This is a genomic window from Flavobacterium sp. AC274 (genome assembly GCF_979258275.1).
Genome location: NZ_OZ409852.1, coordinates 5288231 through 5312657, shown reverse-complemented (window position 1 = coordinate 5312657; position 24427 = coordinate 5288231). Strand labels below are relative to the sequence as shown.

The following is a 24427-nucleotide window of genomic DNA, read 5'->3' as shown; positions in this document are numbered from 1 at the left end:
TTAAATTTTAAACAAAACAGGCCTGATTTACAGTGATTTATTTTGTGCGCTATATTTTTTTATACTTTTGCTGAACCCAAATTTATTATTAACCTAAAGAATTTCAATGATTTACAAAATTTATCCCTTGTTGGTGTTTTTGCTATTGTCTTTTGGAAAAGACACAAAAAACACTCCAGAATTAAAAGAAGTAACTGCCAGAAGCATTGCAAAAGTTGAAAAACTGTCTGTAGATGCTAAAATTGAAAATGTTTATAATACATTAAATTCTAACCATTTTGAGTTACCAGAACTTAAAACTTTTTCTGAAGCATTAAAAGGCTTTTACTTATTGAAAGAAAAAGGAATTATCAAAAAAGATATTTTAACGCTGATTGATTTTAGTTTGTCATCAAACATCAAACGCCTTTGGGTAATTGATTTAGATTCAAATAAAATCTTATTTCATTCTTTAGTTGCACACGGAAGAAATACAGGAGAAGAATTTGCTTCGGCATTTTCAAACTCAAACTCATCTTTTAAAAGCAGTTTAGGGTTTTATGCAACTGGTGAAATTTACCAGGGAAAACATGGTGCTTCATTAAAATTAGACGGATTAGAAAAAGGTGTAAACGATAATGCCCGTGAAAGAGCGGTTGTTATGCACGGAGCCGATTATGTTTCTGAATCTTTTATCAGAAATAACAAAAGATTAGGCAGAAGCCAGGGTTGTCCGGCGATTCCATTTGAATTAACAAATGAAATCATCCAAACAATAAAAGATAAATCGTGTTTGTATATCTACCATCCTTCAAGAAGTTTTACAATGGAAGAAAAACTAATTTCTTAGTTTACTATACAAATCCGAATCAAGATTATAAATATCAGCTCTGAAAATGAGCTGATTTTTTTTGCTCCATGCTGTCCAATACCATTGGTATAAAGCGTATTTTTTTGTGATTCTGATGTTTATTGTCTTCTTGGTTTCAATAATAGAATCGATTTTTTCTTTTGGCCAGTTTGTCGCAATTGTATCATTCAAAATATGTTCTGCCAATTCTAATGGATTTTCAATACGCACACATCCTGAACTTAAAGAACGATTGTTTCTTCCAAAATAATTACGATGATTGGTATCATGTAAATAAACGCTATGGTGATTTGGAAATAAAATTTTCATTAATCCCAAAGAGTTGTTATAGCCTGGACTTTGTACATAACGGTAACTATTAGGTTGGTCCTCATTCCATGCTTTAGGATCAACTTCGCGCCCGGCAGAATCAAATATGGTGATTCTTTTTTTGGCTAAATAGTTCCTGTTCTTTTTCATTTCAGGAATAATATCTTCTTTCAGAATAGTGGGAGGAACTGTCCATGTAGGGTTAAAAACAACCGTTTTTAGCTTTGATGTAATAATAGGTGTTTTTCTTTTACTTGTTCCCACAACAACATTTCGAACCAAAGTGGTGTCTTGATTTTCAATAACATTCAAACTGTAATTAGGAATATTAATAATGAAATAATTTTCTGCAAAATCATTATTATACCATCTCCATCTTTCGAGATTGGCAATTATTTGTTGTTTTCTTCCTTCTTTAGTAAAGTTTAAAGCGCTCAGGGTTCCTGCTCCAATAACGCCATCGGCGGCTAAACCGTGCCTTTCCTGAAATCTTTTTACAGCTTCAAATGTTTTTTTATCGTATTTATTAGTCAGACTGTCTTTTCCGGTCAGATCTTTCCAGAATAAAAGTTTCTTTTTAATATCTATTAAAGCATTGTTAGTGTCATTCAATGTTATTTTATCCGCAGATCTTATAGTGTCTGTAACTTCTTCTTCCGGATAAGTATTGATGATTTCAAGTGCTTTTAAAAGCTCTTTATAAGTTTGATGTTTTGGTTGGATATTATCTACAATGCTGTCTAATTTGTTTTTATTGAAAGCTTTAATAAGAGTATTATTTGGATCAAACGTTTTTTCTTCCAAATCCCAATCTGTATATAGTTTTTTAGGATCGAGTTTTCCTTTATATAAATGAGTTAAGTATAATTCAAAATTATAAGTCAGTAGTATATCATAAGTAGCCAATTCTTTATCATTTAAAGAACTGATTCTTTTCTCATATTTTTCGAGTGTTGTGGCTTTGTAATCTTCGGGATTTAAACCTAATTCTTCTGCTTTTTTTAATTGGGATAAAACGTAAGTTCTTTTTTTAAGGTTTCCCCAAACGCTTTTATTTTCTGAAGCGATGTAAAATTGTTTCAGTGTTTCACTTTTAAAAACATTTATTAATGCAGTATCGACAACTACTTTTCTTTCATCAGTAAGTATAATTGCCGGCGGGGAGTCTTTTTTACACGAATAACTTTTGGTTCATCTTTTTTGCAGCTAATAAAAAAACATATTACAATCAGAAAGTAGAGTTTATTCATTTTATAATTTTTTAAACATTAAATAGTGTTCGCCGACATCTTTTATATCAAAAGGCTCGCCAATTATTTGATAATTCATTTTTTTGTAAAACCCAACTGCTGCTGTTCTGGCATTAAACCAAATTAAATCAACGTTTTGAGTCTTGCAATAATCTTCGCAATGTTTTACGAGAGCTTCACCAAATCCTTTTTTTGATGATTTTCCAAAATAGCCATGCCTCGAATCTGAGCTTGATTTTTGTTGGCAAATATAGTGTTGGTTTGGGAGAATAATGAAATAATACCTATTAAGTCGTCGTTTTCGAATAACCCAAAATGATGTGTAGTATTTAAATCGTCTCCTTCAAAGATGCAGCTTTCGATAGGTTTTCCTTTTCTGAGTACTGGTTGACGAACGATATAAGTGTCTTTTGATGGAATTTCTTTGATAATAGTCATAATGTGTAAAAAATAATAAAAGTATAACTTTTTAGTTTTAAATAGGTTATAAGGAATCGTTGTTTTTTAATTAATTTTTTTGCAAAAAAGCTTGTTTTGAACTGAACTTATTTTTTATATTTGCACCAGTAATGCGAAAGTAGCTCAGTTGGTAGAGCTCCAGCCTTCCAAGCTGGTTGTCGCGAGTTCGAGCCTCGTCTTTCGCTCTAAAAAACCGAAATTTCACTATTTCGGTTTTTTTATCAAAATTGAATAATTTTTGATTTTTATTTTTTAAAATGATTTAATTGTTTATATTTGCACCCTGTTAATGCGAAAGTAGCTCAGTTGGTAGAGCTCCAGCCTTCCAAGCTGGTTGTCGCGAGTTCGAGCCTCGTCTTTCGCTCTTCAAAAAGCCTTAAACTATATAGTTTAAGGCTTTTTTGTTTTTTACTATATAAAGTTTAAAATTTATTTTATCAATTTTACGAATGGAGTATTTTCAAAGGATGTACTTGTGAATACTAAGTTTCCATTAAACCAAACATCTTTCGTGAAAATTGAACTTTTGTTTTTAATAAAAGTTGATTCAATGGTATCTGTATCCTTTTCATTCCATTGAATATAGGTAATTGTCTTGTCAGATTTTTCAAGACTATTCAAGAATATTGTAATTCGATACTCGTTTTCATCTTTGTGAATTACGAAGTTTTGAGGATGCGTTAAAAAACCGTTGTAAAATTCTTTTTTAACACCGTCAATCAAATAAAATAATTTTATTTCAGATTCCTTAATGTGGTTTGGAGTTTCGGGATCTAATAAGTCTTTTCCTTGTGCATTATGAATTGTAAAATCAACAGCATCAGCCATTATAGAGTAACTGTTGTTTTCATCATTACTATCACAAGAATAGAAAATTGTAATTGCTAATATTGTTAGTAGTTTTTTCATAATCATGGGATTATATTATAAGTCATTTTTAATGCTTCATTGAAGCTTCCTGCTGTTGTAGTAAAATTATCATAGGCGTAGTAACCATTGTTTTTTCCTTCTTTCCATCGCCAATTCATATTAAAATAGAATGCACTAGCTCCTGTACAATCGTCAAAATAATATTGTAAAGCACTATATCCGTCACAAACCCACATATGCCCTGCAAGAGTATTTTTGTCAAACCCTTCTAGTATTACTGGTCTGCCAGCATTTAATTCTGCTTTTACAATTTGAGGATCATAGTTTGCTTTTTGAGCAGAAGTGTAATTGAATTTAGTTTTCAAAACTACACTCATGTCTTTGGAAGTGGTTACGCCAGTACCATAACAATTAGATGAAGGTTCTCCGGGAAATACACTATTAATAGCATTATGAATATTTAATATAAAATTGGCTGTTACTGGTGTTGCATTGTTCATAGGCATTGCAACCCAATCATAATTAGCCGGATATTGATAGAACCTCATTACCTGTGCCATAGCAATAGGTACACAGCCAGCGAAGATATGTTGAGTATTGCTATTGCAAGACATATAGCCTAATGCATCATTAAAACCATCAAACTGCCACCACTGCGTTTTTAAAAATGGTCCTTTAGTTTGAGACACGACGCGTTCAGTACATCCTGGGTTTGGTTCGTCTTTTTTACCTGTTAAGCTTTGATTTTCAAACGTGTCCATATTAACCATGATATTTTTAACTTCTTTCCACGCTACTTTTTCTCGTTTTGTTTGCTTTATACTTGATTTTTGAATCGTATAAATTTGTTTTTTTGCGTTCTGTACCCAAGATTTTAGGCCTAATGGATAAGATTGATCTTTTCCATCATCAAGTGTGAATTTACTATCTTCAGAAAAACTTATTATTGGCTGTATCCTATTATCAGCAGATAATATAATATATCCGCCTCCAATATAATTTACAACATAAAATACAGTATTTCCATCCTCAGTTTTAACTTCATCTATCGATTCGATTTTCTTTTTTGAAGTTATCAATGAAGTATTTTTGCCTACTTGAGAATTATTGTCTTTAGGTGTAAATTTAATAACCTCTGCAATTTCTTTAGCCTGTGATAGTCCTACAAAATTTTCTTGAGACAACTTATTTGAAGGTGTTAATTCATTGTCTTTTGAACAGGAAAAAAGAATTAGTAATCCAAAAAATAAAAGTAATTTGTTAATTTTTGATTTTTTCATATTATCTGTTTTTATTAGTTAAATATCAAATTTGAGACATGTAAATAACTACAACAGTCATAATAAGGTTTAAAAATGTCATTAAAGGATTAATTGGTATTCAGGCTTACATCCTAAATTGTAACATTGTTATTAAATGGGTTAATTTTGGTTTAAAATCTATCACAATGAATTATAGACTTTTCGTGTTTTGAAAATCAAAAAACTACAAGAATGTGGTTTTACAGAAACATTTGACAATACCGACGACATTATTAAATCTTGTTGGGAATTAAGTAATGATTATTATTTGTTTAATGGTGTATAGTTCTTTACATATTTACTTATGCGGTTAAATCTTGCAACTGATCCGCTCAACTTAAAAATGGACAGTTTATTATTTTAAATTGCTCAAATCGCTTTCTGTTTCTAGTTCCTGAGGAGTTTGGTTTTGCAGAAACAAACGCGCTTTTAAATTTCCTTTTAAAGTAATTTTGTCTCCATTTACTTCAAGCCAGCTTCCTTCTCTTAATCCTAAAACGGGAATTGAATTAAAGGCGTGAAATTCTTTGATTCTGGTTTCACGCGTTTCGCCCATATGTTTCGATTGTAAATCGGCATCTAAGTAATGCGGGTTTAAGTTGAAGGGAATTAATCCTAAAGTCTGGAAACTTGGAGGATAAATAATTGGCATATCGTTCGTAGTTTGCATCGATAATCCGCAAATGTTACTTCCGGCGCTTGTTCCTAAATATGGAGTTCCGTTTTTTACAGTTTCAGAGAGAATCTGCATCACATTATGATAGTATAATTTTGTTACGAGTAAAAAAGTATTTCCGCCTCCGGTAAATATTCCTTCCGCGTTTTTTATGGCGTCTTCTGCGTTTTCAAATTCATGAATTCCTTTTACAGCTATGTTAATTTTCGAAAATGCCTGAGCCGCTTTTGCGGTATATTCGTCATGTGAAATTCCGCCCGGGCGCGCATATGGAATAAATAAAATGCTTTTGCAATTTTTAAAATGAATTTGCAAAGTAGGTAATAAATACTCTAAATAACTGCCTTCGTGCAAAGTAGAAGTACTGGCAATAATAATATTTTTCATAAAATTTAATCTCAGATTGTGCTGTTAAAGATATTAAAAACTCCTTTTTAGGCTTAAAATTCAAAGTTTAATTAACATATTTTTACCAAGCCGTTAATACTAAATTTGGAGTACATTAAGATATTTTTACACTTTTAAGAATAATTTTAATTTTTTCATTTTGATCAACAAAGTTTTATGTGTTTTATGTGTTGTTTTGAGTCAGACTGCATGGACTCAAAATGAAGAGCGCATTATAATAAGCGGAAAAATTGTTTCTAATACAAATGATTTGGAAGGTGTTTATGTAGTGAATGCGCAAACAGAAGTCATGACAACTACAAATGCTGAAGGAGCTTTTTCGATTTTGGCGAAAGCAGGAGATGAACTTGTTTTTTCCTCTATTCAATTTAAAGAAAAGAGAGTTTTAGTTACTCCTGAAAATTTTTCGGAACTTAATTTTATAGTAAAACTTAATATTGTAATGCATCAATTGCAGGAAGTTATTATAAGAAGATATGATAATATAAATGCAGTTGCATTAGGAATTATACCTGCAGGACAAAAAACATATACAGAGGCCGAAAGAAAATTACATACTGCGACAGCATTAAATGCTACAGCAAGTACAAGTTCACTTGCCGGAGGTTCAATTTCTGCAGATCCTTTGATTAATTTTTTATCAGGACGTACAGCGATGCTAAAGAAAGAAGTTGCGGTTGAGAAAAAAGAATTTTTCATGAAACTTTTAGAGAAGATGTTTAGTCTGGATCATTTTGTAAACCGACTAAAAATTCCAAATGAATATGTAAAAGGATTTGAATATTACGCTGTTGAAAACGATAAGTTTACGGCCATTTTAAATTCCAAAAATAAAACTTCGACAGAATTTCTTTTAGGAGAATTAGCTGTAAAATATAAAGAAATACTTGCTGTTGAAAACAAATAAAACCTTACTTATATTTTTTCTCTGGATAACTCAAATTTCGTTTGGACAAACTACAGGTGCCAAAGAAATTCTTGGACAAATATTCGAACAATCAACTTCTGTTGAAGGAGTTAATATTATCAATAATGAAACGCAGGTTACAGCGGTTTCTGATGCAAGCGGAATGTTTTCGATTGTTGCTAAAGAAGGCGATGTGCTGGTTTTTTCATCAGTTAATTTGGAGCCTTTTAAACGAAGAATTACAATTGAAGATTTAAAATCTAATCTGCTTCAGATAAAAATGGTTGCTAAAGAAATTGAATTGAAAGAAGTCGTTGTAAACGAAAATGCAAATATTAATGCCGAAAATCTGGGCATTATTCCGGCAGGACAAAAAAAATATACGCCTGCAGAAAGAAAAGTGTACACAGCAACATCAACTCCGGGTGATGCTTTGTTAAATGCAATTTCGGGGAGAACTTCAATGTTGAAAAAAGAAGTGCAAGTCGAGAAAAAAGAAGCGCTTTTTAGAAAAATAGAATACCTTTTTGATGAAAAATATTATACAGAAAGATTGAAAATTTCAGTAGAAGATATCAAAGGATTTCAATTATATTGCATAGAAGATTCTGAATTTGCCGTATCTTTGAATAGTAAAAACAAAACAATGAGTATGTTTTTAATAACTGAATTAGCCGGAAAATATCTAAAAATTCTCGAAAATGAAAAATAGCCTAAGAATACTCGTTGTGTGCTTATTTTGTCAAATTGCGCTTGGACAAAACTCAAGGAAACCATTACATGGACAAGTTACCAATAAGTCACTTACCATAGAAAGTGGCTATGTAATGAATATAAATGCCAATGTTAGAACTTTTATTGGTTTAAACGGATTGTTTGATATTATGGCAAGGCCTAAAGACACTTTGCTCTTTACCGGAATTGCATTTCAATCTAAAAAAGTGGTGTTGACAGAGAAAGATTGTGCAGAAGTACTTTTTACAGTGCCTCTGGATTTGGTAAATATAGAACTGAAAGAAGTTTTGGTTCATAAAGAATTAAAAGTTAAATCTTTACAAGGCGGGTCGCAAGGAATTGTAGATATGCAGTTTGAAGATGATAAATTGTCAAGTCCTGAAAATAAGGCAATGTACTCTGATCAGACTATTAAATACGGAACTGATTTTGTTAGAATATTTAAAGACGTAAAAAAGCTGTTTCGTAAAGATGAAGATGTAAAAGAAGAAGTGATAAGTGATATCGCATTTGTTGAATATTCTAAAGGTAATTTTACTCCCGACTTTTTTACCAAAACACTGGGGTTAAAAGAAGATGAAATTGACTTGTTTTTAATGTATTGTTCTAATGATGCAGAATCTAAGAAATATTTAAAACCGGAAGAAAAGTTTGAATTAATGGACTTTATGATTAATAAAAATAAAGAGTTCAAAAAAGTGGAGATGAAACAGAAATGAAAAAAAGTTAGTTTATTTCTTAATTGGAATCTTGTTTATATCGTTATCATCTTTTGCGTTTCATAAGTTTTACATGGGCGTTTATCAGGTCAATTATGTAGCTGAAAAAAATGATTCAAATTACATCGCGTATTTTTATTGATGATTTGAATAATGGTATGGAAAAAAATACCATAAAAAAACATTTGTAGGAACAGAGAAAGAAACACAGGAGGATTTAGATCTTTTGAAAAAATATCTTTCAGAAAATTTCACAATAAAAATAAACGGACAGTCAAAAGCAATTACTTTTTTGTCTAAAGAAGTCGAAGCCGGCGATGTTTTGGTTTGTTACTCCAGAATAAAAGATATTGACAAGTTTAAAACAATTGAGATTTCGAATACAATTTTAGTTGATTGGAATGCTGAACAGCAGAATATTACACATATTTCAGCTTTTGGTGCTAAAAAGAGTGTTCTCTTTACGGAATCTTCAAGGAAAGAAGTGTTAAAGTACTAATGGATAAGTAAAATTACCATTATAATTATTATTTTCACACCCTGACAAAACTACCTATTACATTTTTATGAAAAAACTTTCATTATTATTAATTTTTCCTGCTTTATTAATGGCTCAGGAAAAATCAACTTCGGTCGTTGCTCCAAAACAACAAGGAAAATACGATACGAATAAGTTCAGCCAGATGTATGACTTATTAGCAACGCCTAATATGTTTCGTACGGCTTCCGGAGCGCCGGGTCCTGCGTACTACCAACAACAGGCAGATTATAAAATTGATATCGAATTAGATGATAAAAAATCAAAAATAACGGGATCTGAGGTTATTACGTATTCAAACAATTCTCCGGATAGTTTAGAATATTTATGGATTCAGTTAGATCAAAATCAGGCAAAAGCAAATACACAGTCGACTTTGGCTGAAAGCGAAAAAATCAATCAGGTTTTGCCGCTTGATGGTTTTTCAAGCAAATATTTGAAAAAAGATTTAGAGCGTGGTTTTAATATCGAACAGGTAAAAGATGCTAAAGGAAATCCAATGTCATATACGATCAACGAAACCATGATGCGTATTAATCTGGCAACTCCTTTAAAACCAGGTGAAAAAATTTCATTAGCGATAAAATGGTGGTACAACATCAATAATTATAGAAAAGAAGGCGGACGTTCTGGTTATGAATTGTTTGAAAAAGATGGAAACAAATTGTATGTAATTGCACAGTTTTATCCAAGGATGGCCGTTTATAACGACGTTGAAGGATGGCAAAACATGCAGTTTTGGGGAAGCGGGGAGTTTGCTCTTCCTTTCGGAAATTTTGATGTAAACATTACAGTTCCTGCTGATCACGTTATTGACGCAACAGGAGAATTGACAAACAGAGCTGAAGTTTTTACTGCAGAACAGGTAAAACGTTACGAACAAGCTCAAAAATCATTTGATAAACCTGTTGTAATTGTAACACAAGCGGAGGCTGAAGCGGCTGAAAAAGGTTTCTCTGAAAAGAAAAAACCTGGAAATTTAGCGCTAAAAACGTACGTGATTTTGGTATTGCTTCGTCAAGAAAGTTTATTTACGATGCAATGGCTGTACAATTAGGCGGTAAAGTAGTTATGGCAGAGTCTGTTTATCCTAAAGAAGCAAATCCGCTTTGGGGAGAAACTTCAACAATGACAGTGGCGCATACTTTAAAAAGCTATTCCTCTCATACTTTTGATTATCCTTATCCAAAAGCGGTTTCAGTTTCTGCAGAAGATCAGGGTATGGAATATCCAATGATTTGCTGGAATTTTGGTCGTCCTGACGAAAACGGAGTAACAAGCAAAGAAGTTAAAAACGGAATGATTGGTGTTGTAATTCACGAAGTTGGACACACTTTCTTCCCAATGATTGTAAATTCAGATGAGCGTCAATGGACGTGGATGGATGAAGGTTTGAATTCATTTTTAGAATATTTGGCTGAACAGGAATTAGATCCAAATTTCCCTTCAAGACGCGGACCTGCAAAAAATATTGTTCCTTATATGAGTGGGGACCAAAAGTTTTTAGAGCCAATTATGTCTAACTCAGAAACTATTCACCAATTTGGAAATAACGCATACGGAAAACCAGCTACAGGTCTTAATATTTTAAGAGAAGTAGTTATGGGTAAAGAATTGTTTGATTATGCTTTTAAAACATACGCAAACAGATGGAAATTCAAGCATCCAACTCCGGAAGACTTCTTTAGAACTATGGAAGATGCTTCTGCAGTAGATTTAGATTGGTTTTTTAGAGGATGGTTTTATTCTACTGATTTTGTAGATATCGGAATTAAAGAAGTGAAACAATATTATGTTTCTGATACTCCAACAGCTGATCTTAAAGATGTAAAAGTTAGAAAAGGGCGTTTTGGATTTGAGAAAGGACCGTTTGTATATTTAGTAGCCAGTGATAACGCTGAGGTAAATGCTTCGAAGAAAAAAGCATTGAAAGTAGATGATGTAAAATTATTATCTGATTACGTTGACCAATCTTTTACAGCAGAAGAAAAAGCAAGTTTAAAATCTCCTAAATATTTCTACGAAGTTGAGTTTAACAAACCAGGCGGAATGATTATGCCAATTCTTGTGGAGATTACTTATGAAGACGGTTCGAAACAAAACTTCCAGTATCCGGCTCAAATCTGGAGAAAAAGCAATGATACTGCCAAAAAAGTCTACGCTACAGAAAAAGCAATAAAAAGCATTCAGATAGATCCAAAATTGTTGACTGCAGATATTGATGTAACCAACAACTCCTGGCCAAAAGTAGAAGAAAAATCAAAATTTGATTAAGCATACAATTAAAAAGACTCTGAAAAGAGTCTTTTTTTTAAGGAAATTTTAAAGTTCACGAGCTACAAAATTTAATATCTTTGTGACACACAAAAATAAAAGTTATGTTTGGTATAGGAGGAGGAGAATTAGTTTTCATACTATTTATAGTTCTAATGCTTTTGGTTCTGATAAAGTGCCCGAAATTGCCCGTACTATGGGGAAAGCAATGGCGCAGTTAAAAAACGCAACCAATGATATTAAAAGCGAAATTCATAAAGGAGCAGAAGCCAATGGTTTTGATTCTCAAACTTTGACGAATATCACCGGTAATATCAATGCGCAGATTAACGAGGCAAAAACTAATTTATTGGGCGATACTACAAGTGTATCTACTAATTTATTGGGTGATACTGCTACAGAAATCGACAAAGTAAAAGAAGACATAGAAACAATCTCAGGACCAGTTAAACGCCAAAAATAATGCTTGAAAAAATAAAAGAATTTGATATCAATTTATTGGTATATCTTAATGGTTTAGGTTCTGAAAAATTTGACGGCTTCTGGCTTATTATTACCAATCAATTGTATTGGACACCATTCTTTTTATTTCTTTTTTTCTGATCTACAAAAAAATAGGAGTAAAGCAAACTCTATATATATTGCTTTTTATAGCGGTTTTGATCGCTTTTACAGACCAGACTACAAATCTTTTTAAACATACTTTTGCGCGCTTGCGTCCATGTAACAATCCTGATCTTAAAGGTGTTATTCGTGCCGTTCAGGTTCGTAATTCATATAGTTTTTTCTCGGGACATGCTGCTAATACAATGGCGGTTGCAACCTTTTTGTTCTGGATTTTAAAACGCCATTTCAAGTATTTCGGATTATTGTTTTTATGGCCTTTAATCTTCGCTTATAGCCGAATCTATTTAGGATTGCATTATCCGGGAGACATTCTTACGGGGTATTTCTTTGGAGCAGTTTTTGGATCGTTGCTTTATTTGGTTTATAAACGACTAAAACCGCAATATTTTCCGGGATAATTTTTAGGAGCTATTTCCAGCTGTCATTCCAATCTTTTGTGCCGAACCCCGGCACAAAAGGATTTTCCCTTCCATCTGGGCTAGGACAATCGTTTTCAAAAGAAATTTAGTTATTCAGAATCATCTTCTCACTCCATTCTAATCCATTTGGAAGTTCTTGTTTACTAAACTCAATATGAATTACCCTTCTTCTTTCGTTATTCGTTGTTTTGTTTGAAGCGTGAAATAATAAAGGTTTCATAATCATGATTCCGCCTCTGTCAACTTCACAAATTGTTTCATTTTCAATTTCTAGATTTTCAACTCTAAAAATTCCTTTTGAATGTGAGTTATTAATAACTTTTAAGGCTCCATTATCTTTTGTAGTTTTGTCAAGATGAATTCTGATTGTAAAATTATTTTCAAGTATTTCTTCTGGAGGCTGAACTGCAAACTGATTTTGTTTTGTTGTCCAATTTTCAAAGTTTTCTATGTCGATTTTTTTGTCCACAGAAATAGTTAAATCCTGATGATAAGCTACAAACCAATTCGATTTTTCTGGTTTGTCAAAGTAAATAGATTTGGTAATAAAATAACCAGCTCCAAAATTAGATTGAATAATTTCTTTTAAATTTTGATTAAAAATAAAATCTAAAGTTTCCGGAATTTCTTTATGAAACTGCCTTATTGCAAATAAATCTTGAGATTTTCTGAAGGTGGTATTCTTCGTTTCATTTTCTGTGACATCTTCTATTAATGAAATTAGTTTTTCGATTTCATTTTCAGTATAAACATCATTTATAATTATGAAACCTTCTGTATTTATTTCGATTAAAGAATTCATTTTGAAATTATTTTTATAATTAACAATAGAAAAAACTCAGGATCTTAGTATCTCAGAAACTTAGCAACTTTTCTAAAGTACTCTGCTCACCGTTAATCCATCGCGAATTGGAAGTAAAACGGTCTCCACTCTTGGATCGTTTTTTAAAAGTAAATTGTATTCTAAAAGTACTTTTGTACTTACATCATTTGGGTGAACAGGTTCGAGGATTTTTCCGCTCCATAAAACATTATCAGATAAAATAATGCCACCTTTATTCATTTTCGGAACAATCATTTCCCAATAATTCAGGTAGTTTTCCTTATCGGCATCAATAAAAACCAAATCAAATTTTACGTCAAGCGTTGGAATAATATCCACGGCTTCACCTAAATGCTGAAAAATTTGATTTCCCCAAGACGAAGCATCAAAATATTTACGCTGAAAATCAACTAATTCTTCTTTAATATCAATTGTGTGTAATTGCCCGTTTTCCTGCATTCCTTCGCACAAACACAAAGCCGCATAACCGGTATAAGTACCAATTTCAAGAATATTGACCGGACGAATCAATTTGGACAGCATGCTTAAAACGCGACCCTGAAAATGTCCGCTTAACATTCTTGGCAAAAGTATTTTCTGGTAGGTTTCTTTATTTAGTTTTGCTAACAATTCCGGTTCGTTTTCAGAATGTTGTTCAATATAATCTTCTAGTTCTTGTGATATAAAATGCATTTTGTTGTAGTTCTTATTTGAAAACAAAAATACAAAAAATATCGGGTAACTTTTTTCCATAAAAAAACCATTCGCCTTAACGAATGGTTTTAATTTTGATTTCAAAGGAAATTATTTTTTCAATGCTTCATTAACGTCTTTAGCTGTTTTTACTGTTCCGTCTTTAGCGGCTTTTGCAGCAGCTTCTGCTTTATCTGCGGCTTTTTGAGAAGCTTCTTTTACGTCTGCTGCTGTTTTTTTAGCGGCATCTTTTACTTCCTCAACAGTTTTATTAGTAGCCTCTTTTGCTTCACTGGCAGCATTTTCAACTTTAACTACAGCAGTATCTTTTACTTCTTCAATATCTGTTGTTAAAGAATCAACTTTGTTTCCAAGAGTAAGATTGTCTTCCTTAGGTTTTAATTCTTTATCTCCGCAAGATTGTACGGTAAATGCCAATAGAGCAATAACAGCTAAGCTTAAAATTTGTTTTTTCATGATTAATTCATTTTTAAAAGTTGATAAAATATAAAGGTTATAAAGCTGAAAAAATAAAAATACAAATTTTAAAATTAAGCGCTCTTCGTAAGATTATTTTTCTGTTGAGAGCAAGACAATTCCCGTGCCAATTTTTTTGTTTTTTTAAACAAGATTTAAATTTCCTTTGAAATCGGGTTTGAATAATAGTAGGTAAGTAAAAAAGTAGAATTCAATCTTTAATTAACAGTTATAATTTCTTGCATTATGGTGTTTTGTACAAGCTGAAATTAATCACAATTTCGTCTCGTATTTAATAAATACAACGGTTTCATTTTTAATTAAAATTGACCCATAAAAAAAGAGCTATTTGATTTATTGTCAAATAGCTCTTTTTGAGTTTTTGATGTTTTAAATTATAGCAATCAATTTTGTGTTAAAGATCCTTTCATGCTTAGTTCGCTAAAAGTAAGATTGAAAATTAAAGTTAGGTCCTTTCCGGCTCTAACCACACCAAGTGCTGCTGTTGGGGCTGACATACCAAAATCTGCAAAAGTAACTTGGTTAGAACCTCTCAAAATAAAGTTTCCATTCATAGACGTTACGTTTACAACGGTTTTGAACTCTTTACTAGTTCCTGCCACTGTAAAAGTTCCTGTTAAATTCCAGGTTGTTTCGTTTACTTTAGTGGCAGATTTTAAAATATATTTAATGTTTTTGTATGTTTTTGTATCCAGTGTTTCGTAAGCCACATCATCCATGCTTGTCTTAGTGCTTTTTATACTCTCTGCTAATAATGTAATAGTTAAGTTGTTTATGTCAACCAATTTAGAATCTATAACTGTTAAATTGGCAATTCCATTTCCTTCTGAAGATTTCATTGACCAATCGTGTATGTTTGAAGTTCCGGCAACCTCAAAAGTTGATCTTGCTATAGTATAGTTTCTTTGTGCGTTTACCTGTAATGACATTGTTGTAAAAATCACTGTCAATAAAATTGATTTAATTACTTTCATTTTAATATGGTATTAGTTTGTTTTTGGAATAAGGAAAACTTCAATGGAATTTTTAAAGATTAAAAATTTCTGTTATTTCTTAGACCAAAATTATTAGGAATACATAAAACAGAGAATGATAAAAATCATAGTTAGAAATTTATTAAATAACTATAATTTGTAAAATAGAAAATAGTGTAGTTCCCCAAATAAAAACAAGTATTTGCAGGTAATAAGCGACAGTACATCGTCAGATTTTTTTAAGAAAAAAACAGTAACTTTGCACCATGCAATTGGAGAAAAAAGACATACGAGCCTTATCAAAAGATCAATTACGAGATTTTTTTGTCGCAAATAATGACAAAGCTTTTCGTGGAAATCAAGTCTACGAATGGTTGTGGAGCAAAGGAGCACATAGTTTTGAGGATATGACGAATGTTGCGAAAACAACACGTTCTATGCTCGAAGATAATTTTGTAATTAACCATATTAAGGTTGATACAATGCAGCGCAGCAGTGACGGAACTGTAAAAAATGCTGTTCGTCTGCACGATGGTTTAGTGGTAGAATCTGTTTTGATTCCCACTGATACCAGAACAACAGCTTGCGTTTCAAGTCAGGTTGGTTGTAGTTTAGATTGTAATTTTTGCGCAACGGCAAGATTAAAGCGTATGCGAAACCTGGAGCCGGGCGAAATTTACGACCAGATTATGGCAATCGATAAAGAAAGCCGTTTGTATCACAATCATCCGCTTTCGAATATTGTTTTTATGGGAATGGGAGAGCCTTTAATGAACTATAATAATGTCATTAAAGCAATCGATATGATCACGTCGCCGGAAGGTCTGGGAATGTCGCCAAAGCGTATTATGCTTTCGACATCAGGAATTCCGAAAATGATTAAAAAGATGGCCGATGATGATGTGAAGTTCAAATTGGCAGTTTCCCTGCATTCGGCAATTGATGAAATCCGTGCGAAGATTATGCCTTTCAGCAAAAATTTTCCTTTAAAAGATTTGCGAGAAGCACTTGAATATTGGTACAGAAAAACAAAAAGCAAAATTTCATACGAATACGTGGTTTGGAAAGGAATTAACGACGATAAAGCTTCGATTGATGCTTTGGTTAAATTCTGTAAATATGTGCCTTGTAAGGTTAATTTAATTGAATACAACCCAATTGACGACGGAGAGTTTCAACAAGCTTCGGAAGAATCTATTATGGCCTACATAAAAGCTTTGGAAAATATTGGAATAGTAGTAAAAGTTCGTCGCAGCCGCGGAAAAGATATTGATGCCGCTTGTGGGCAATTGGCAAACAAAGAAGCAGAATTATAATGATCTGGGAAAAAAGATAATATTCCGTAAACGGATAATTTTAAATAAAAAGCATTAAAGACAAGATTGATCCTGTTTTTAATGCTTTTTTTGGGCAAAAAAGGCTTATTTTTTCAAATCTATTTCTTCGGTTACTCCATCTTTAGTAACTGTTACCAAAGTGTTGCAATCTCCATTTCCATAATCAATAACAGCATTAGCTCCGTTCTTAGTTAACGATAAAACACCTTTTACGGCAAATGGTTTTTTACACGCAGCATTAAATTCCAATGGAGTTGTAATTTCTGCCGAATAAGTATCGCCATTTGGGAAAGTTGTGGTTCCGCTTCCTGTTACAACAGATTTATTATCATCCCAATTAAACCAGGTATCATAACCGGAAATAGTTTCTTTTGTCAAAGTTCCTTTTCGTGTATATACGCCTCCATCATCAAAAGTAACAGTCATGTCAATTGTTGCTGTTAAAACCGGATGCACTTCTGCAAGCAAATCGGTAGCTTTTTTAGTTCGAACAATGCTCTTGCTTCCCTGAATTTTTTTGCCATTGTGGTAAAAACCTTCAAAAGTATAACTAATCGTTTGTGTCGATGCAGAAAAGTCATTAGAGAACGAAACAATCATTTTTCCTTTTACCGAATTTCCATTGTCTAACGTACAGCCTTCAACACCAAAATCAACCGTTCTTGTCCAGGTATTATTGGTTAAAACAGTAGTAATTGTGGCGCAGCTTGGTAAAAAGTTTTTGATTATTCCGCTAGGTTTATTAGTGCTGTTTTGCTGAGCATCAAATTGATCTTCAGCAATATTAGTTACATCCTCTATCGATGCATCAATTTTAGAATTGGTAACAATTTCGTCATTTGAAATTTTAGCATTCGTTCCGTCGTTTCCACTTTCATCAGAATTACAACTAATAAAAAATGATAAAGTGATACAAGTTCCAATTAATAAAGATTTTGTTTTCATAATAAATAGTTTAGGTTTTACTTTTAATTAATGAATTCAAATTGGGAATTGGAATTAGATGTTTTTTTGGTTAATTTTTTAATTAGTACATAAATTGTTCATATACTAACATAAAATAGTCAACGTTTTTTTATTTAAAATAGTATATTTGGAGTCGAAATGAACATTACTTCTCAAATAAAACAGCCCATTTTTAACGAAATGGAACTTTTCGAAAAAAAGTTCCATGAATCGATGACCTCAAAGGTTGCGTTGCTGAATAGAATTACGTATTATATTGTAAATCGAAAAGGAAAACAAATGCGTCCGATGTTTGTTTTTCTGACATCAAAAATGGTTTCCGGGGGTATTGTAAATGAAAGAACGTATCGAGGAGCTTCTGTTATTGAGCTTATTCATACCGCAACTTTAGTGCACGATGATGTGGTTGATGACAGTAATCGCCGCCGCGGATTCTTTTCTATCAATGCACTTTGGAAAAATAAAATTGCTGTTTTGGTTGGTGATTATTTATTGTCGAAAGGATTATTGCTTTCGATAGATAATGGCGATTTCGATTTACTCCGAATTATTTCTGTCGCCGTTCGCGAAATGAGCGAAGGAGAATTGCTTCAGATAGAAAAAGCCAGAAGACTCGATATTACAGAAGAGGTTTATTACGAAATTATCCGAAAAAAACTGCTACACTTATTGCGGCTTGTTGCGCTCTTGGCGCAAAATCGGTAATTGAAGATGATATTCAGGTCGAGAACATGCGCAAATTCGGTGAACTTATCGGAATGGCGTTTCAAATCAAAGATGACTTATTCGATTACAGCGAAGAAGCCATAGGTAAACCAACCGGAATCGATATTAAGGAGCAAAAAATGACTTTGCCTTTAATTCATGTTTTAAATACTTGTACTCCGCAAGAAAAAAGTGGCTGATAAACTCCATCAAAAACCACAACAAAGACAAAAAACGCGTAAAAGAAGTTATTGCTTTTGTAAAAAACAATAATGGTTTGGCTTACGCCGAAAATAAAATGATCGAATTCCAGCAGGAAGCACTTTCACTATTAGAGAATTACCCCGATTCTGAGTTTAAAGATGCCCTTATTCTGATGGTGAATTACGTTATTGAGAGAAAGAAGTAATTAGATAATTTGTCAATTAGAAAATTAGATAATTGTTTTACTTTGTTGTAAATCAGTTGTTTTTGTTTTTTATTTTGGAATTTGGAATTTATTTTTTGATTTTTTTTTATTTCCCATGCAACCATTTCAAAACCAAACTCGTCTATGCTAATAGAAGTCTGTTAGTAAAACAAAACCGGAGCGCTTATTAATGAAAATTATTCATTTACATCAGGAAGAAACTGAAATTATAAAGTTGGCTGTCGAGAATAATCGACAAGCTCAACAGCAAATTTACGGGCGGTTTTCTCCAAAAATGTTAAGTGTTTGTCGGCAATATATAAAAGACATTCAACTGGCAGAAGATGTAATGATAACTGCTTTCATGAAAGTGTTTACCAATCTGAACAAATTTGAACACAAAGGAAGTTTTGAAGGCTGGATTCGCCGAATTATGGTTAATGAATGCATATCGTATTTAAGAGTTCAGAAAAAGGTAAAATTTACCGAAGACGAAATTTATGTCGAAGAAAGTTTCAACGCCATTGACAGCCAGTTTTCGATAGAACAAATTCAGTTTTTAATTGATGCTTTGCCAGACGGTTACAAAATGGTTTTCAATTTATATGCGATTGAAGGTTACAAACACAATGAAATTGCCAAGATGTTAGGTATAAATGAAGGAACATCAAAATCGCAATTATCGCACGCCAGAAAAATGCTGCAGACACAAATTAATACATTAAAAAAACAAGATAATGGAACCGAATAATTTTGAAAAGGATTTCCGTGAAAAACTAAACCAACGTACAATTGAACCAAGCAACAAAGCCTGGGATCGATTAGACGCTATGTTGAGTATTGCAGAAGAAAAACAGCCTAAAAAGAACTATAAATGGTTGTATATCGCGGCAAGTATTGTTGGTTTTTTATTAGTTGGAACTTTCTTTTTCAATCAGAAGAAAGATTCTGTTGAGACTCCAAAGAATAATGTTGTTATAGAAGAAGTTACAAAAAAAGACTCGGCAGTAAAACCCAATATAAATAGGATAGAATCTGGTAAAATAGAAATTGCAACTTCTGAAAAAGCAACAAATAAAAAAGAGACAAATAGTAATCCGGACGTTTCTATACAAAAACCATATCAACTTATAAAAAATGAAAAAAATCAAATAGTGGAGTCTTCAATCATCATCAAAAACAATCAGGAAAAACAATCAATCAATAATCAAACTTTAGTGGTCGAAACTTCTAAAAATGAAAATGTCGATCAATTGCTAAACACAGCCGAAAAAACTGTGGTGGCAGAACATTCGGCTAAACCAAAATCGAAAATAAAAATCAACGCCAGTGATTTACTTAATCAGGTCGATGGAGAATTAGAAACTTCATTTAGAGAAAAAGTGATTACAAAAGTCAATAAAAACTATCAAACTGTAAAAGTGGCATTGGCGAATAGAAATCAGGAGGAGTAAAGAAGAAAGAGTAAAGAAAAAAGAAAAAAGAATAAAGAGTAAAGAAAATAGAATATAGATTTTTAGTTCCGGAGGAACGATCCATATTTTAGCGTCGTCCCGATAGCTATCGGGATTAACCCGATGGAGATGGAATAAAAGTATTTACAATTCACAATTAATCATCATCAATCAACAATCAAATTAAAAAATCAATCATGAAAAATTTTACCGTTTACCTCGTAATTTTAGTTTTCTTATTTGTCAGCAAAGTGTTGGGACAGGAAACTTTTGAATCAAGAGCAAAGCAAATTGCCGATAAAATAGAAAAGATAACAAAAGAAGAAAAAGCTGCTTTAAAAGAAGAAGTTGAAGCTGTAAATGTTCAGTTATCTGAAGGGAAAATAACTCAGGAACAAGCCGATAAACGCAAAAAAGAACTGGCTGAAGCCCGAGCCGTAATAATCGAAGAAAAAATTACTTTGGCTCAAAATGAACTTAATGATCTGGTACAGCAAAAAGTAGATGGAAAAATCCAAGAGCAGGATTCAACAAAAAAACATATGCTGGTTATTCACTGGAATGATCGAAATTGGGAAGAAAGAAAAAAATCAAAAGATTCTATTCATGGCGAAAAAAGAACCACTTCGCAATTTGTATTTGCAATGGGATTAAATAATATGATGGTCGATGGCAAACTTCAGGATTCAAATTATAGTTTTATAGGTTCGCATTTTTATGAATGGGGTTTTACTTATAATTCAAGATTAATGAAAAACAATAATTTATTGCATGCAAAATACGGACTGTCATTAATGTATAATAATATTCGTCCAACAGACAATCGCAGTTTTGTAGTAAATCAAGATCAGACAAATTTGGAGGTCAATGCGATAAATCTCAATGAATCCCGATTTAGAAATGTGTATTTAGTATTGCCTGTACATTTAGAATTTGATTTTACAAAACCCACAGTAAGTAACGGAAAAACGTATTTTAAAACACATAAAAGTTTCCGTTTCGGAATTGGAGGTTATGCCGGAATTAACGTAAAATCGAAACAAATCCTAAAATTTGAAGAAGAAGATTTAAAATATAAAACAACCATAAAAGGCGATTACAATGTAAATAATTTTATTTACGGATTGAGTTCTTACATTGGTTACAAATCGTTGAGTTTGTATGCAAAATATGATTTAAATCCTTTGTTTCAGGATAATGTGGTTGACGAAAAAAATATTTCATTAGGATTGCGTTTCGATTTAAATTAAAAATTGAGTTGAGTTTAGTTAGTAAAAAAGCACTTTGAAAGAAGTGCTTTTTTTATGAAAAAATGATAAAATTTCAAGATTGATTTGTGTACTTTTACAGGCTCTAAATTCTAAAAATATTTTACGTTTTGATCTCACAAAATACAATTGATACTGTTTTTGAAACTGCTCGTGTAGAGGAGGTTATTGGTGATTTCGTAAATTTAAAACGCGCCGGAAGTAATTTTAAAGGTCTGAGTCCTTTCTCAGATGAGCGCTCTCCGTCGTTTATGGTATCGCCTGCAAAAGGAATCTGGAAAGATTTTAGTACCGGAAAAGGAGGAAACTCTGTTAAATTTTTAATGGAACACTCACAATTTACCTATCCGGAAGCTATTCGATACCTAGCTAGAAAATACAATATTGAAATTGAAGAAACCGAACAGACAGATGCTGAAAAAGCCATTACGGATGTTCGCGAAAGTATGTACTTGGTTTCAGAATTTGCAAAAGAATATTTTCATAATACACTTTTACATTCAGAAGAAGGAAAAGCAATTGGACTTTCCTATTTTAAGGAAAGAGGTTTTACCAACGAAACCATCAAGAAATTTAGTTTAGGATATTCACCGGAAACCTGGGATGCATTGACTAAGGAAGCTTTGGGTAAAGGATACAAACTTGAATTTCTGGAAAGCACGGGTTTGACAATTGCCAGAGAAGATCGCCCTTTTGACCGTTTTAAGGGTCGTGTAATGTTTCCTATAGAAAGTATGTCCGGACGAGTTTTAGGATTTGGAGGACGTATTTTAACCAATGATAAAAAAGCAGCCAAATATTTAAACTCTCCAGAAAGTGATATTTACCATAAAAGTAGAGTGCTTTACGGAATTTTTCAGGCCAAACAATCTATCGCAAAACTCAACAATTGCTATTTGGTTGAAGGTTATACCGATGTAATCCAGTTTCATCAGGCCGGAATCGAGAATGTTGTGGCTTCTTCAGGGACAGCTTTAACGCCAGATCAAATTCGTTTGGTCAATCGTTTAACGAAAAACATTACTGTGCTTTTTGATGGAGATGCTGCAGGTTTGCGCGCGTCTATTCGAGGAATCGATTTGATTCTGGAAGAAGGAATGAACGTAAGAGTTTGTACTTTTCCTGATGGGGAAGATCCGGATAGTTTTGCACGAAAAAATTCTCACGATGATTTAGTAGCCTATTTAGAAGCAAACAGCAAAGATTTTATACAGTTTAAAGCTTCAATTTTAATGAACGAAGCCAAAAACGATCCAATCAAAAAAGCAGATTTGATTCGGGATATGGTAACGAGTATTTCGAAAATACCAGACCGTATTCAGCGAGAAGTATATCTTCAGGAATGTGCCCGAATTATGGATATTTCGGAGCAGGTTTTAGTAAGTACACTGGCACAGTTGATTCAAAAAGATATTGCAGAAGCCAATAAAAAGCAAAAGCAGGAACAAAAACCTTTTGAAGTAGTTAGAAACCAAAATCCCAAAAATGTGGGATATTCAGGAGGAGATCCGGACGATCCAAGAACAGGTCCGCCGGACGATTATCCGGGAGAACCGGGATATCCACAGCAGGCAGAAAAAGTAGATATTCTATATGGTTTTGAACGTAAAATAATCGAAATATTATTGCTTTACGGAAGTGTTCTAGAAGATTTTGAAGATGTTTATTTAAAAGCCGATGAAGAAGGCGTTATTAAGGAAGTAAGCGAAAAAAGAAAATATAAAGTTTACGAAAAAGTATATTTAAGCCTTCAGGAAGATGAGGTGGAACTCTCCAATTCTTTATTCCAAAGTATTTTTAACGGTTTGATTGATTTTTACAACCAAAACGAAAGTTTTAGTTTAGATAAATATTTAATGCATTTACCACCGGAATTTGCTCAGGAAGTGACCAATATATTAATGGAAGATGAAAAAGTGGCTATTCACAATTGGGAAGGACAAAACATTTTTCCAAAACATAAAAATGTAACAATAGAACAAAATGTTTCAGACACCATTTTCTCGATGCGCTGGTATTTGGTTTCAAAAATTATACAGGAATTAAAACAATCTTTATTGTCAGATCCGCAAGAAGATAATTCAGAACTTTTATCTATGGTAGTTGATTATTCTAAACTGCTGAATAATTTTTCAAGAAAATTAGGCAGGGTTGTAGTTCCTTATCACTAAAAACTTAAAAAGCTCTGTACTTAATAGTACAGAGCTTTTGTTTACGGTTTCTGGATTATTCAACTGATATTTGGAAGATATCAGCAAGAGTAATTTTACACCATTAAATAATTTCTAATGTCTTAGCTTTATTTACTAAGTCAACTAAATTAGTCACGTTTAATTTAGTTAATAATCTCAATTTGTAAGTACTGATCGTTTTTTCGTTCAGGTTTAAAATTTTAGAGATTTCATTATTCTTTTTACCATCGCTTAAGTAACGCAAAACCTCAATTTCGCGGTTCGAAAGTTTTCTGTACAAGCGTTCGCTTTTGCTTTGTTTAGCAATAAGCGCCATGTTTTTACGTACAGTTTCGTTGATAATAATTTTCCCTTCGTGTACTTTAATAATAGAAAGACCTAAAGTTTCAAGTTTTTCTGTTTTGTGCACGTAACCGGAAACTCCCGCTTTAATCGCGTTTGGAGCATACATTTGTTCAGCGAGATCACTGAAGATTACAATTTTTGTTTTCGGGAAATTTTTTAGGATAGATTTCACTTCGAAGATGCTCGAAAGACCTTCTAATTCTAAATCCAGAATTAGAATATCGATCTCCTTCGTCTGAAGAATATCTCTAACCATTGAAAAATTGCCTACGTTAGCAACAATTGAAATTTGATCGTGGTCTTTGAAATAAGATTTCACGCCAAAGTGAGTCACAGGATGATTGTCTGCAAGACATACTTTAATCATAATTTTACCTTTTTAGAATTATTATCATGTTTTTTGGAGCTGTAAAATTAATAA

At 32.5% G+C, this 24427-nt stretch carries 22 protein-coding genes, 2 tRNA genes and 5 pseudogenes; 17 read left to right on the top strand and 12 right to left on the bottom strand.

Annotated elements, in window-relative coordinates; translation table 11 throughout:
- The first annotated feature begins 106 nt into the window (after nt 1–106).
- Entirely contained in the window at nt 107–829 is a 723-nt protein-coding gene (locus ACZZZT_RS23995; RefSeq protein ID WP_042563763.1) for a murein L,D-transpeptidase catalytic domain family protein, read from the top strand.
- Here the strand turns inward: ACZZZT_RS23995 and ACZZZT_RS23990 are convergent.
- The 3 genes from ACZZZT_RS23990 to ACZZZT_RS23980 all read right to left on the bottom strand — a co-directional run bounded on the left by ACZZZT_RS23990 (nt 818) and on the right by ACZZZT_RS23980 (nt 2847).
- Nucleotides 818–2227 carry a L,D-transpeptidase family protein gene (locus ACZZZT_RS23990; RefSeq protein ID WP_463462496.1) on the bottom strand — a complete coding sequence of 470 codons (1410 nt, stop codon included), beginning with the start codon at nt 2225–2227 and terminating at the stop codon, nt 818–820. The genes ACZZZT_RS23995 and ACZZZT_RS23990 overlap by 12 nt on opposite strands.
- 183 nt (nt 2228–2410) lie before the next feature.
- Nucleotides 2411–2659 (bottom strand): GNAT family N-acetyltransferase, encoded by a 249-nt coding sequence (locus ACZZZT_RS23985; RefSeq protein ID WP_463462495.1) that lies wholly within the window; start codon nt 2657–2659, stop codon nt 2411–2413.
- Nucleotides 2575–2847 (bottom strand): GNAT family N-acetyltransferase, encoded by a 273-nt coding sequence (locus tag ACZZZT_RS23980; protein ID WP_463462206.1) that lies wholly within the window; start codon nt 2845–2847, stop codon nt 2575–2577. The genes ACZZZT_RS23985 and ACZZZT_RS23980 overlap by 85 nt, the downstream gene beginning before the upstream one ends.
- A gap of 133 nt (nt 2848–2980) precedes the next feature.
- Between ACZZZT_RS23980 and ACZZZT_RS23975 the strand changes: the two genes are divergently transcribed.
- Together ACZZZT_RS23975 and ACZZZT_RS23970 are read left to right on the top strand one after the other, a co-directional pair.
- Nucleotides 2981–3053, top strand: a tRNA-Gly gene (locus tag ACZZZT_RS23975).
- Nucleotides 3054–3159: 106 nt separating this feature from the next.
- Nucleotides 3160–3232 (top strand) — tRNA-Gly (locus ACZZZT_RS23970).
- Nucleotides 3233–3297: 65 nt separating this feature from the next.
- On the opposite strand, the gene ACZZZT_RS23965 is transcribed toward ACZZZT_RS23970, so the two are convergent.
- From ACZZZT_RS23965 to pepE, 3 genes are all read right to left on the bottom strand, one after another.
- Entirely contained in the window at nt 3298–3777 is a 480-nt protein-coding gene (locus ACZZZT_RS23965; RefSeq protein WP_463462205.1) for a hypothetical protein, read from the bottom strand.
- 2 nt (nt 3778–3779) lie between these two features.
- The gene (locus tag ACZZZT_RS23960; RefSeq protein WP_463462204.1) at nt 3780–5018 is read right to left on the bottom strand and encodes a C10 family peptidase; all 1239 of its coding nucleotides are present in this window, start codon (nt 5016–5018) and stop codon (nt 3780–3782) included.
- Between the two features lie 376 nt (nt 5019–5394).
- On the bottom strand, nt 5395–6102 hold the full coding sequence (pepE, locus tag ACZZZT_RS23955) for a dipeptidase PepE (RefSeq protein ID WP_463462203.1): 708 nt from the start codon (nt 6100–6102) through the stop codon (nt 5395–5397).
- A 160-nt stretch (nt 6103–6262) separates the two neighbouring features.
- Here pepE and ACZZZT_RS23950 point away from each other — a divergent pair, with 160 nt between their 5' ends.
- The 7 genes and pseudogenes from ACZZZT_RS23950 (at nt 6263) to ACZZZT_RS23920 (ending at nt 12321) form a co-directional block, all read left to right on the top strand.
- On the top strand, nt 6263–7030 hold the full coding sequence (locus tag ACZZZT_RS23950; protein WP_463462202.1) for a carboxypeptidase-like regulatory domain-containing protein: 768 nt from the start codon (nt 6263–6265) through the stop codon (nt 7028–7030).
- On the top strand, nt 7017–7742 hold the full coding sequence (locus tag ACZZZT_RS23945) for a carboxypeptidase-like regulatory domain-containing protein (RefSeq protein WP_463462201.1): 726 nt from the start codon (nt 7017–7019) through the stop codon (nt 7740–7742). The genes ACZZZT_RS23950 and ACZZZT_RS23945 overlap by 14 nt, the downstream gene beginning before the upstream one ends.
- On the top strand, nt 7732–8484 hold the full coding sequence (locus tag ACZZZT_RS23940) for a hypothetical protein (protein WP_042563769.1): 753 nt from the start codon (nt 7732–7734) through the stop codon (nt 8482–8484). Before ACZZZT_RS23945 ends, ACZZZT_RS23940 begins: the two co-directional genes overlap by 11 nt.
- A gap of 175 nt (nt 8485–8659) precedes the next feature.
- Nucleotides 8660–8983, top strand: a pseudogene (locus tag ACZZZT_RS23935) (DUF6702 family protein); the annotation flags it as partial.
- Between the two features lie 67 nt (nt 8984–9050).
- Nucleotides 9051–11296, top strand: a pseudogene (locus tag ACZZZT_RS23930) (M1 family metallopeptidase).
- A gap of 104 nt (nt 11297–11400) precedes the next feature.
- Nucleotides 11401–11759: pseudogene (locus ACZZZT_RS23925) on the top strand (twin-arginine translocase TatA/TatE family subunit).
- Nucleotides 11759–12321: pseudogene (locus ACZZZT_RS23920) on the top strand (phosphatase PAP2 family protein). The pseudogenes ACZZZT_RS23925 and ACZZZT_RS23920 overlap by 1 nt, the downstream one beginning before the upstream one ends.
- Before the next feature lie 106 nt (nt 12322–12427).
- Here ACZZZT_RS23920 and ACZZZT_RS23915 read toward each other — a convergent pair.
- The 4 genes from ACZZZT_RS23915 to ACZZZT_RS23900 all read right to left on the bottom strand — a co-directional run bounded on the left by ACZZZT_RS23915 (nt 12428) and on the right by ACZZZT_RS23900 (nt 15330).
- A complete protein-coding gene (locus ACZZZT_RS23915) occupies nt 12428–13144 on the bottom strand; it encodes a phytanoyl-CoA dioxygenase family protein (RefSeq protein WP_463462200.1) in 717 nt (238 codons plus the stop codon).
- Between the two features lie 72 nt (nt 13145–13216).
- Nucleotides 13217–13858, bottom strand: a complete 642-nt coding sequence (locus ACZZZT_RS23910) for an O-methyltransferase (RefSeq protein ID WP_463462199.1) — start codon at nt 13856–13858, stop codon at nt 13217–13219.
- 111 nt (nt 13859–13969) lie between these two features.
- Nucleotides 13970–14335, bottom strand: coding sequence for a hypothetical protein (locus tag ACZZZT_RS23905; protein ID WP_463462198.1), 366 nt, complete (start codon nt 14333–14335; stop codon nt 13970–13972).
- Nucleotides 14336–14739: 404 nt separating this feature from the next.
- A complete protein-coding gene (locus ACZZZT_RS23900; RefSeq protein WP_463462197.1) occupies nt 14740–15330 on the bottom strand; it encodes a YceI family protein in 591 nt (196 codons plus the stop codon).
- Between the two features lie 266 nt (nt 15331–15596).
- Between ACZZZT_RS23900 and rlmN the strand changes: the two genes are divergently transcribed.
- A complete protein-coding gene (rlmN, locus tag ACZZZT_RS23895; RefSeq protein ID WP_463462196.1) occupies nt 15597–16646 on the top strand; it encodes a dual-specificity RNA methyltransferase RlmN in 1050 nt (349 codons plus the stop codon).
- Between the two features lie 105 nt (nt 16647–16751).
- Here the strand turns inward: rlmN and ACZZZT_RS23890 are convergent, their stop codons facing one another.
- Nucleotides 16752–17612, bottom strand: coding sequence for a hypothetical protein (locus ACZZZT_RS23890; protein ID WP_463462195.1), 861 nt, complete (start codon nt 17610–17612; stop codon nt 16752–16754).
- 159 nt (nt 17613–17771) lie between these two features.
- Between ACZZZT_RS23890 and ACZZZT_RS23885 the strand changes: the two are divergent.
- The 6 genes and pseudogenes from ACZZZT_RS23885 to dnaG all read left to right on the top strand — a co-directional run bounded on the left by ACZZZT_RS23885 (nt 17772) and on the right by dnaG (nt 23640).
- A pseudogene (locus ACZZZT_RS23885) lies at nt 17772–18538 on the top strand (polyprenyl synthetase family protein).
- Nucleotides 18511–18747, top strand: coding sequence for a hypothetical protein (locus tag ACZZZT_RS23880; RefSeq protein WP_463462194.1), 237 nt, complete (start codon nt 18511–18513; stop codon nt 18745–18747). The pseudogene ACZZZT_RS23885 and the gene ACZZZT_RS23880 overlap by 28 nt, the downstream one beginning before the upstream one ends.
- 190 nt (nt 18748–18937) lie before the next feature.
- Complete coding sequence (locus ACZZZT_RS23875; RefSeq protein ID WP_463462193.1) at nt 18938–19498, top strand: RNA polymerase sigma factor; 561 nt, start codon at nt 18938–18940, stop codon at nt 19496–19498.
- Nucleotides 19485–20201 carry a hypothetical protein gene (locus tag ACZZZT_RS23870; protein ID WP_463462192.1) on the top strand — a complete coding sequence of 239 codons (717 nt, stop codon included), beginning with the start codon at nt 19485–19487 and terminating at the stop codon, nt 20199–20201. The genes ACZZZT_RS23875 and ACZZZT_RS23870 overlap by 14 nt, the downstream gene beginning before the upstream one ends.
- A 197-nt stretch (nt 20202–20398) precedes the next feature.
- A complete protein-coding gene (locus tag ACZZZT_RS23865) occupies nt 20399–21451 on the top strand; it encodes a hypothetical protein (RefSeq protein WP_463462191.1) in 1053 nt (350 codons plus the stop codon).
- 128 nt (nt 21452–21579) lie between these two features.
- Nucleotides 21580–23640, top strand: coding sequence for a DNA primase (gene dnaG / locus ACZZZT_RS23860; RefSeq protein WP_463462190.1), 2061 nt, complete (start codon nt 21580–21582; stop codon nt 23638–23640).
- Between the two features lie 103 nt (nt 23641–23743).
- Here dnaG and ACZZZT_RS23855 read toward each other — a convergent pair whose 3' ends face one another.
- Nucleotides 23744–24373 (bottom strand): response regulator transcription factor, encoded by a 630-nt coding sequence (locus ACZZZT_RS23855; RefSeq protein ID WP_026730588.1) that lies wholly within the window; start codon nt 24371–24373, stop codon nt 23744–23746.
- Nucleotides 24374–24427 lie beyond the last annotated feature (54 nt).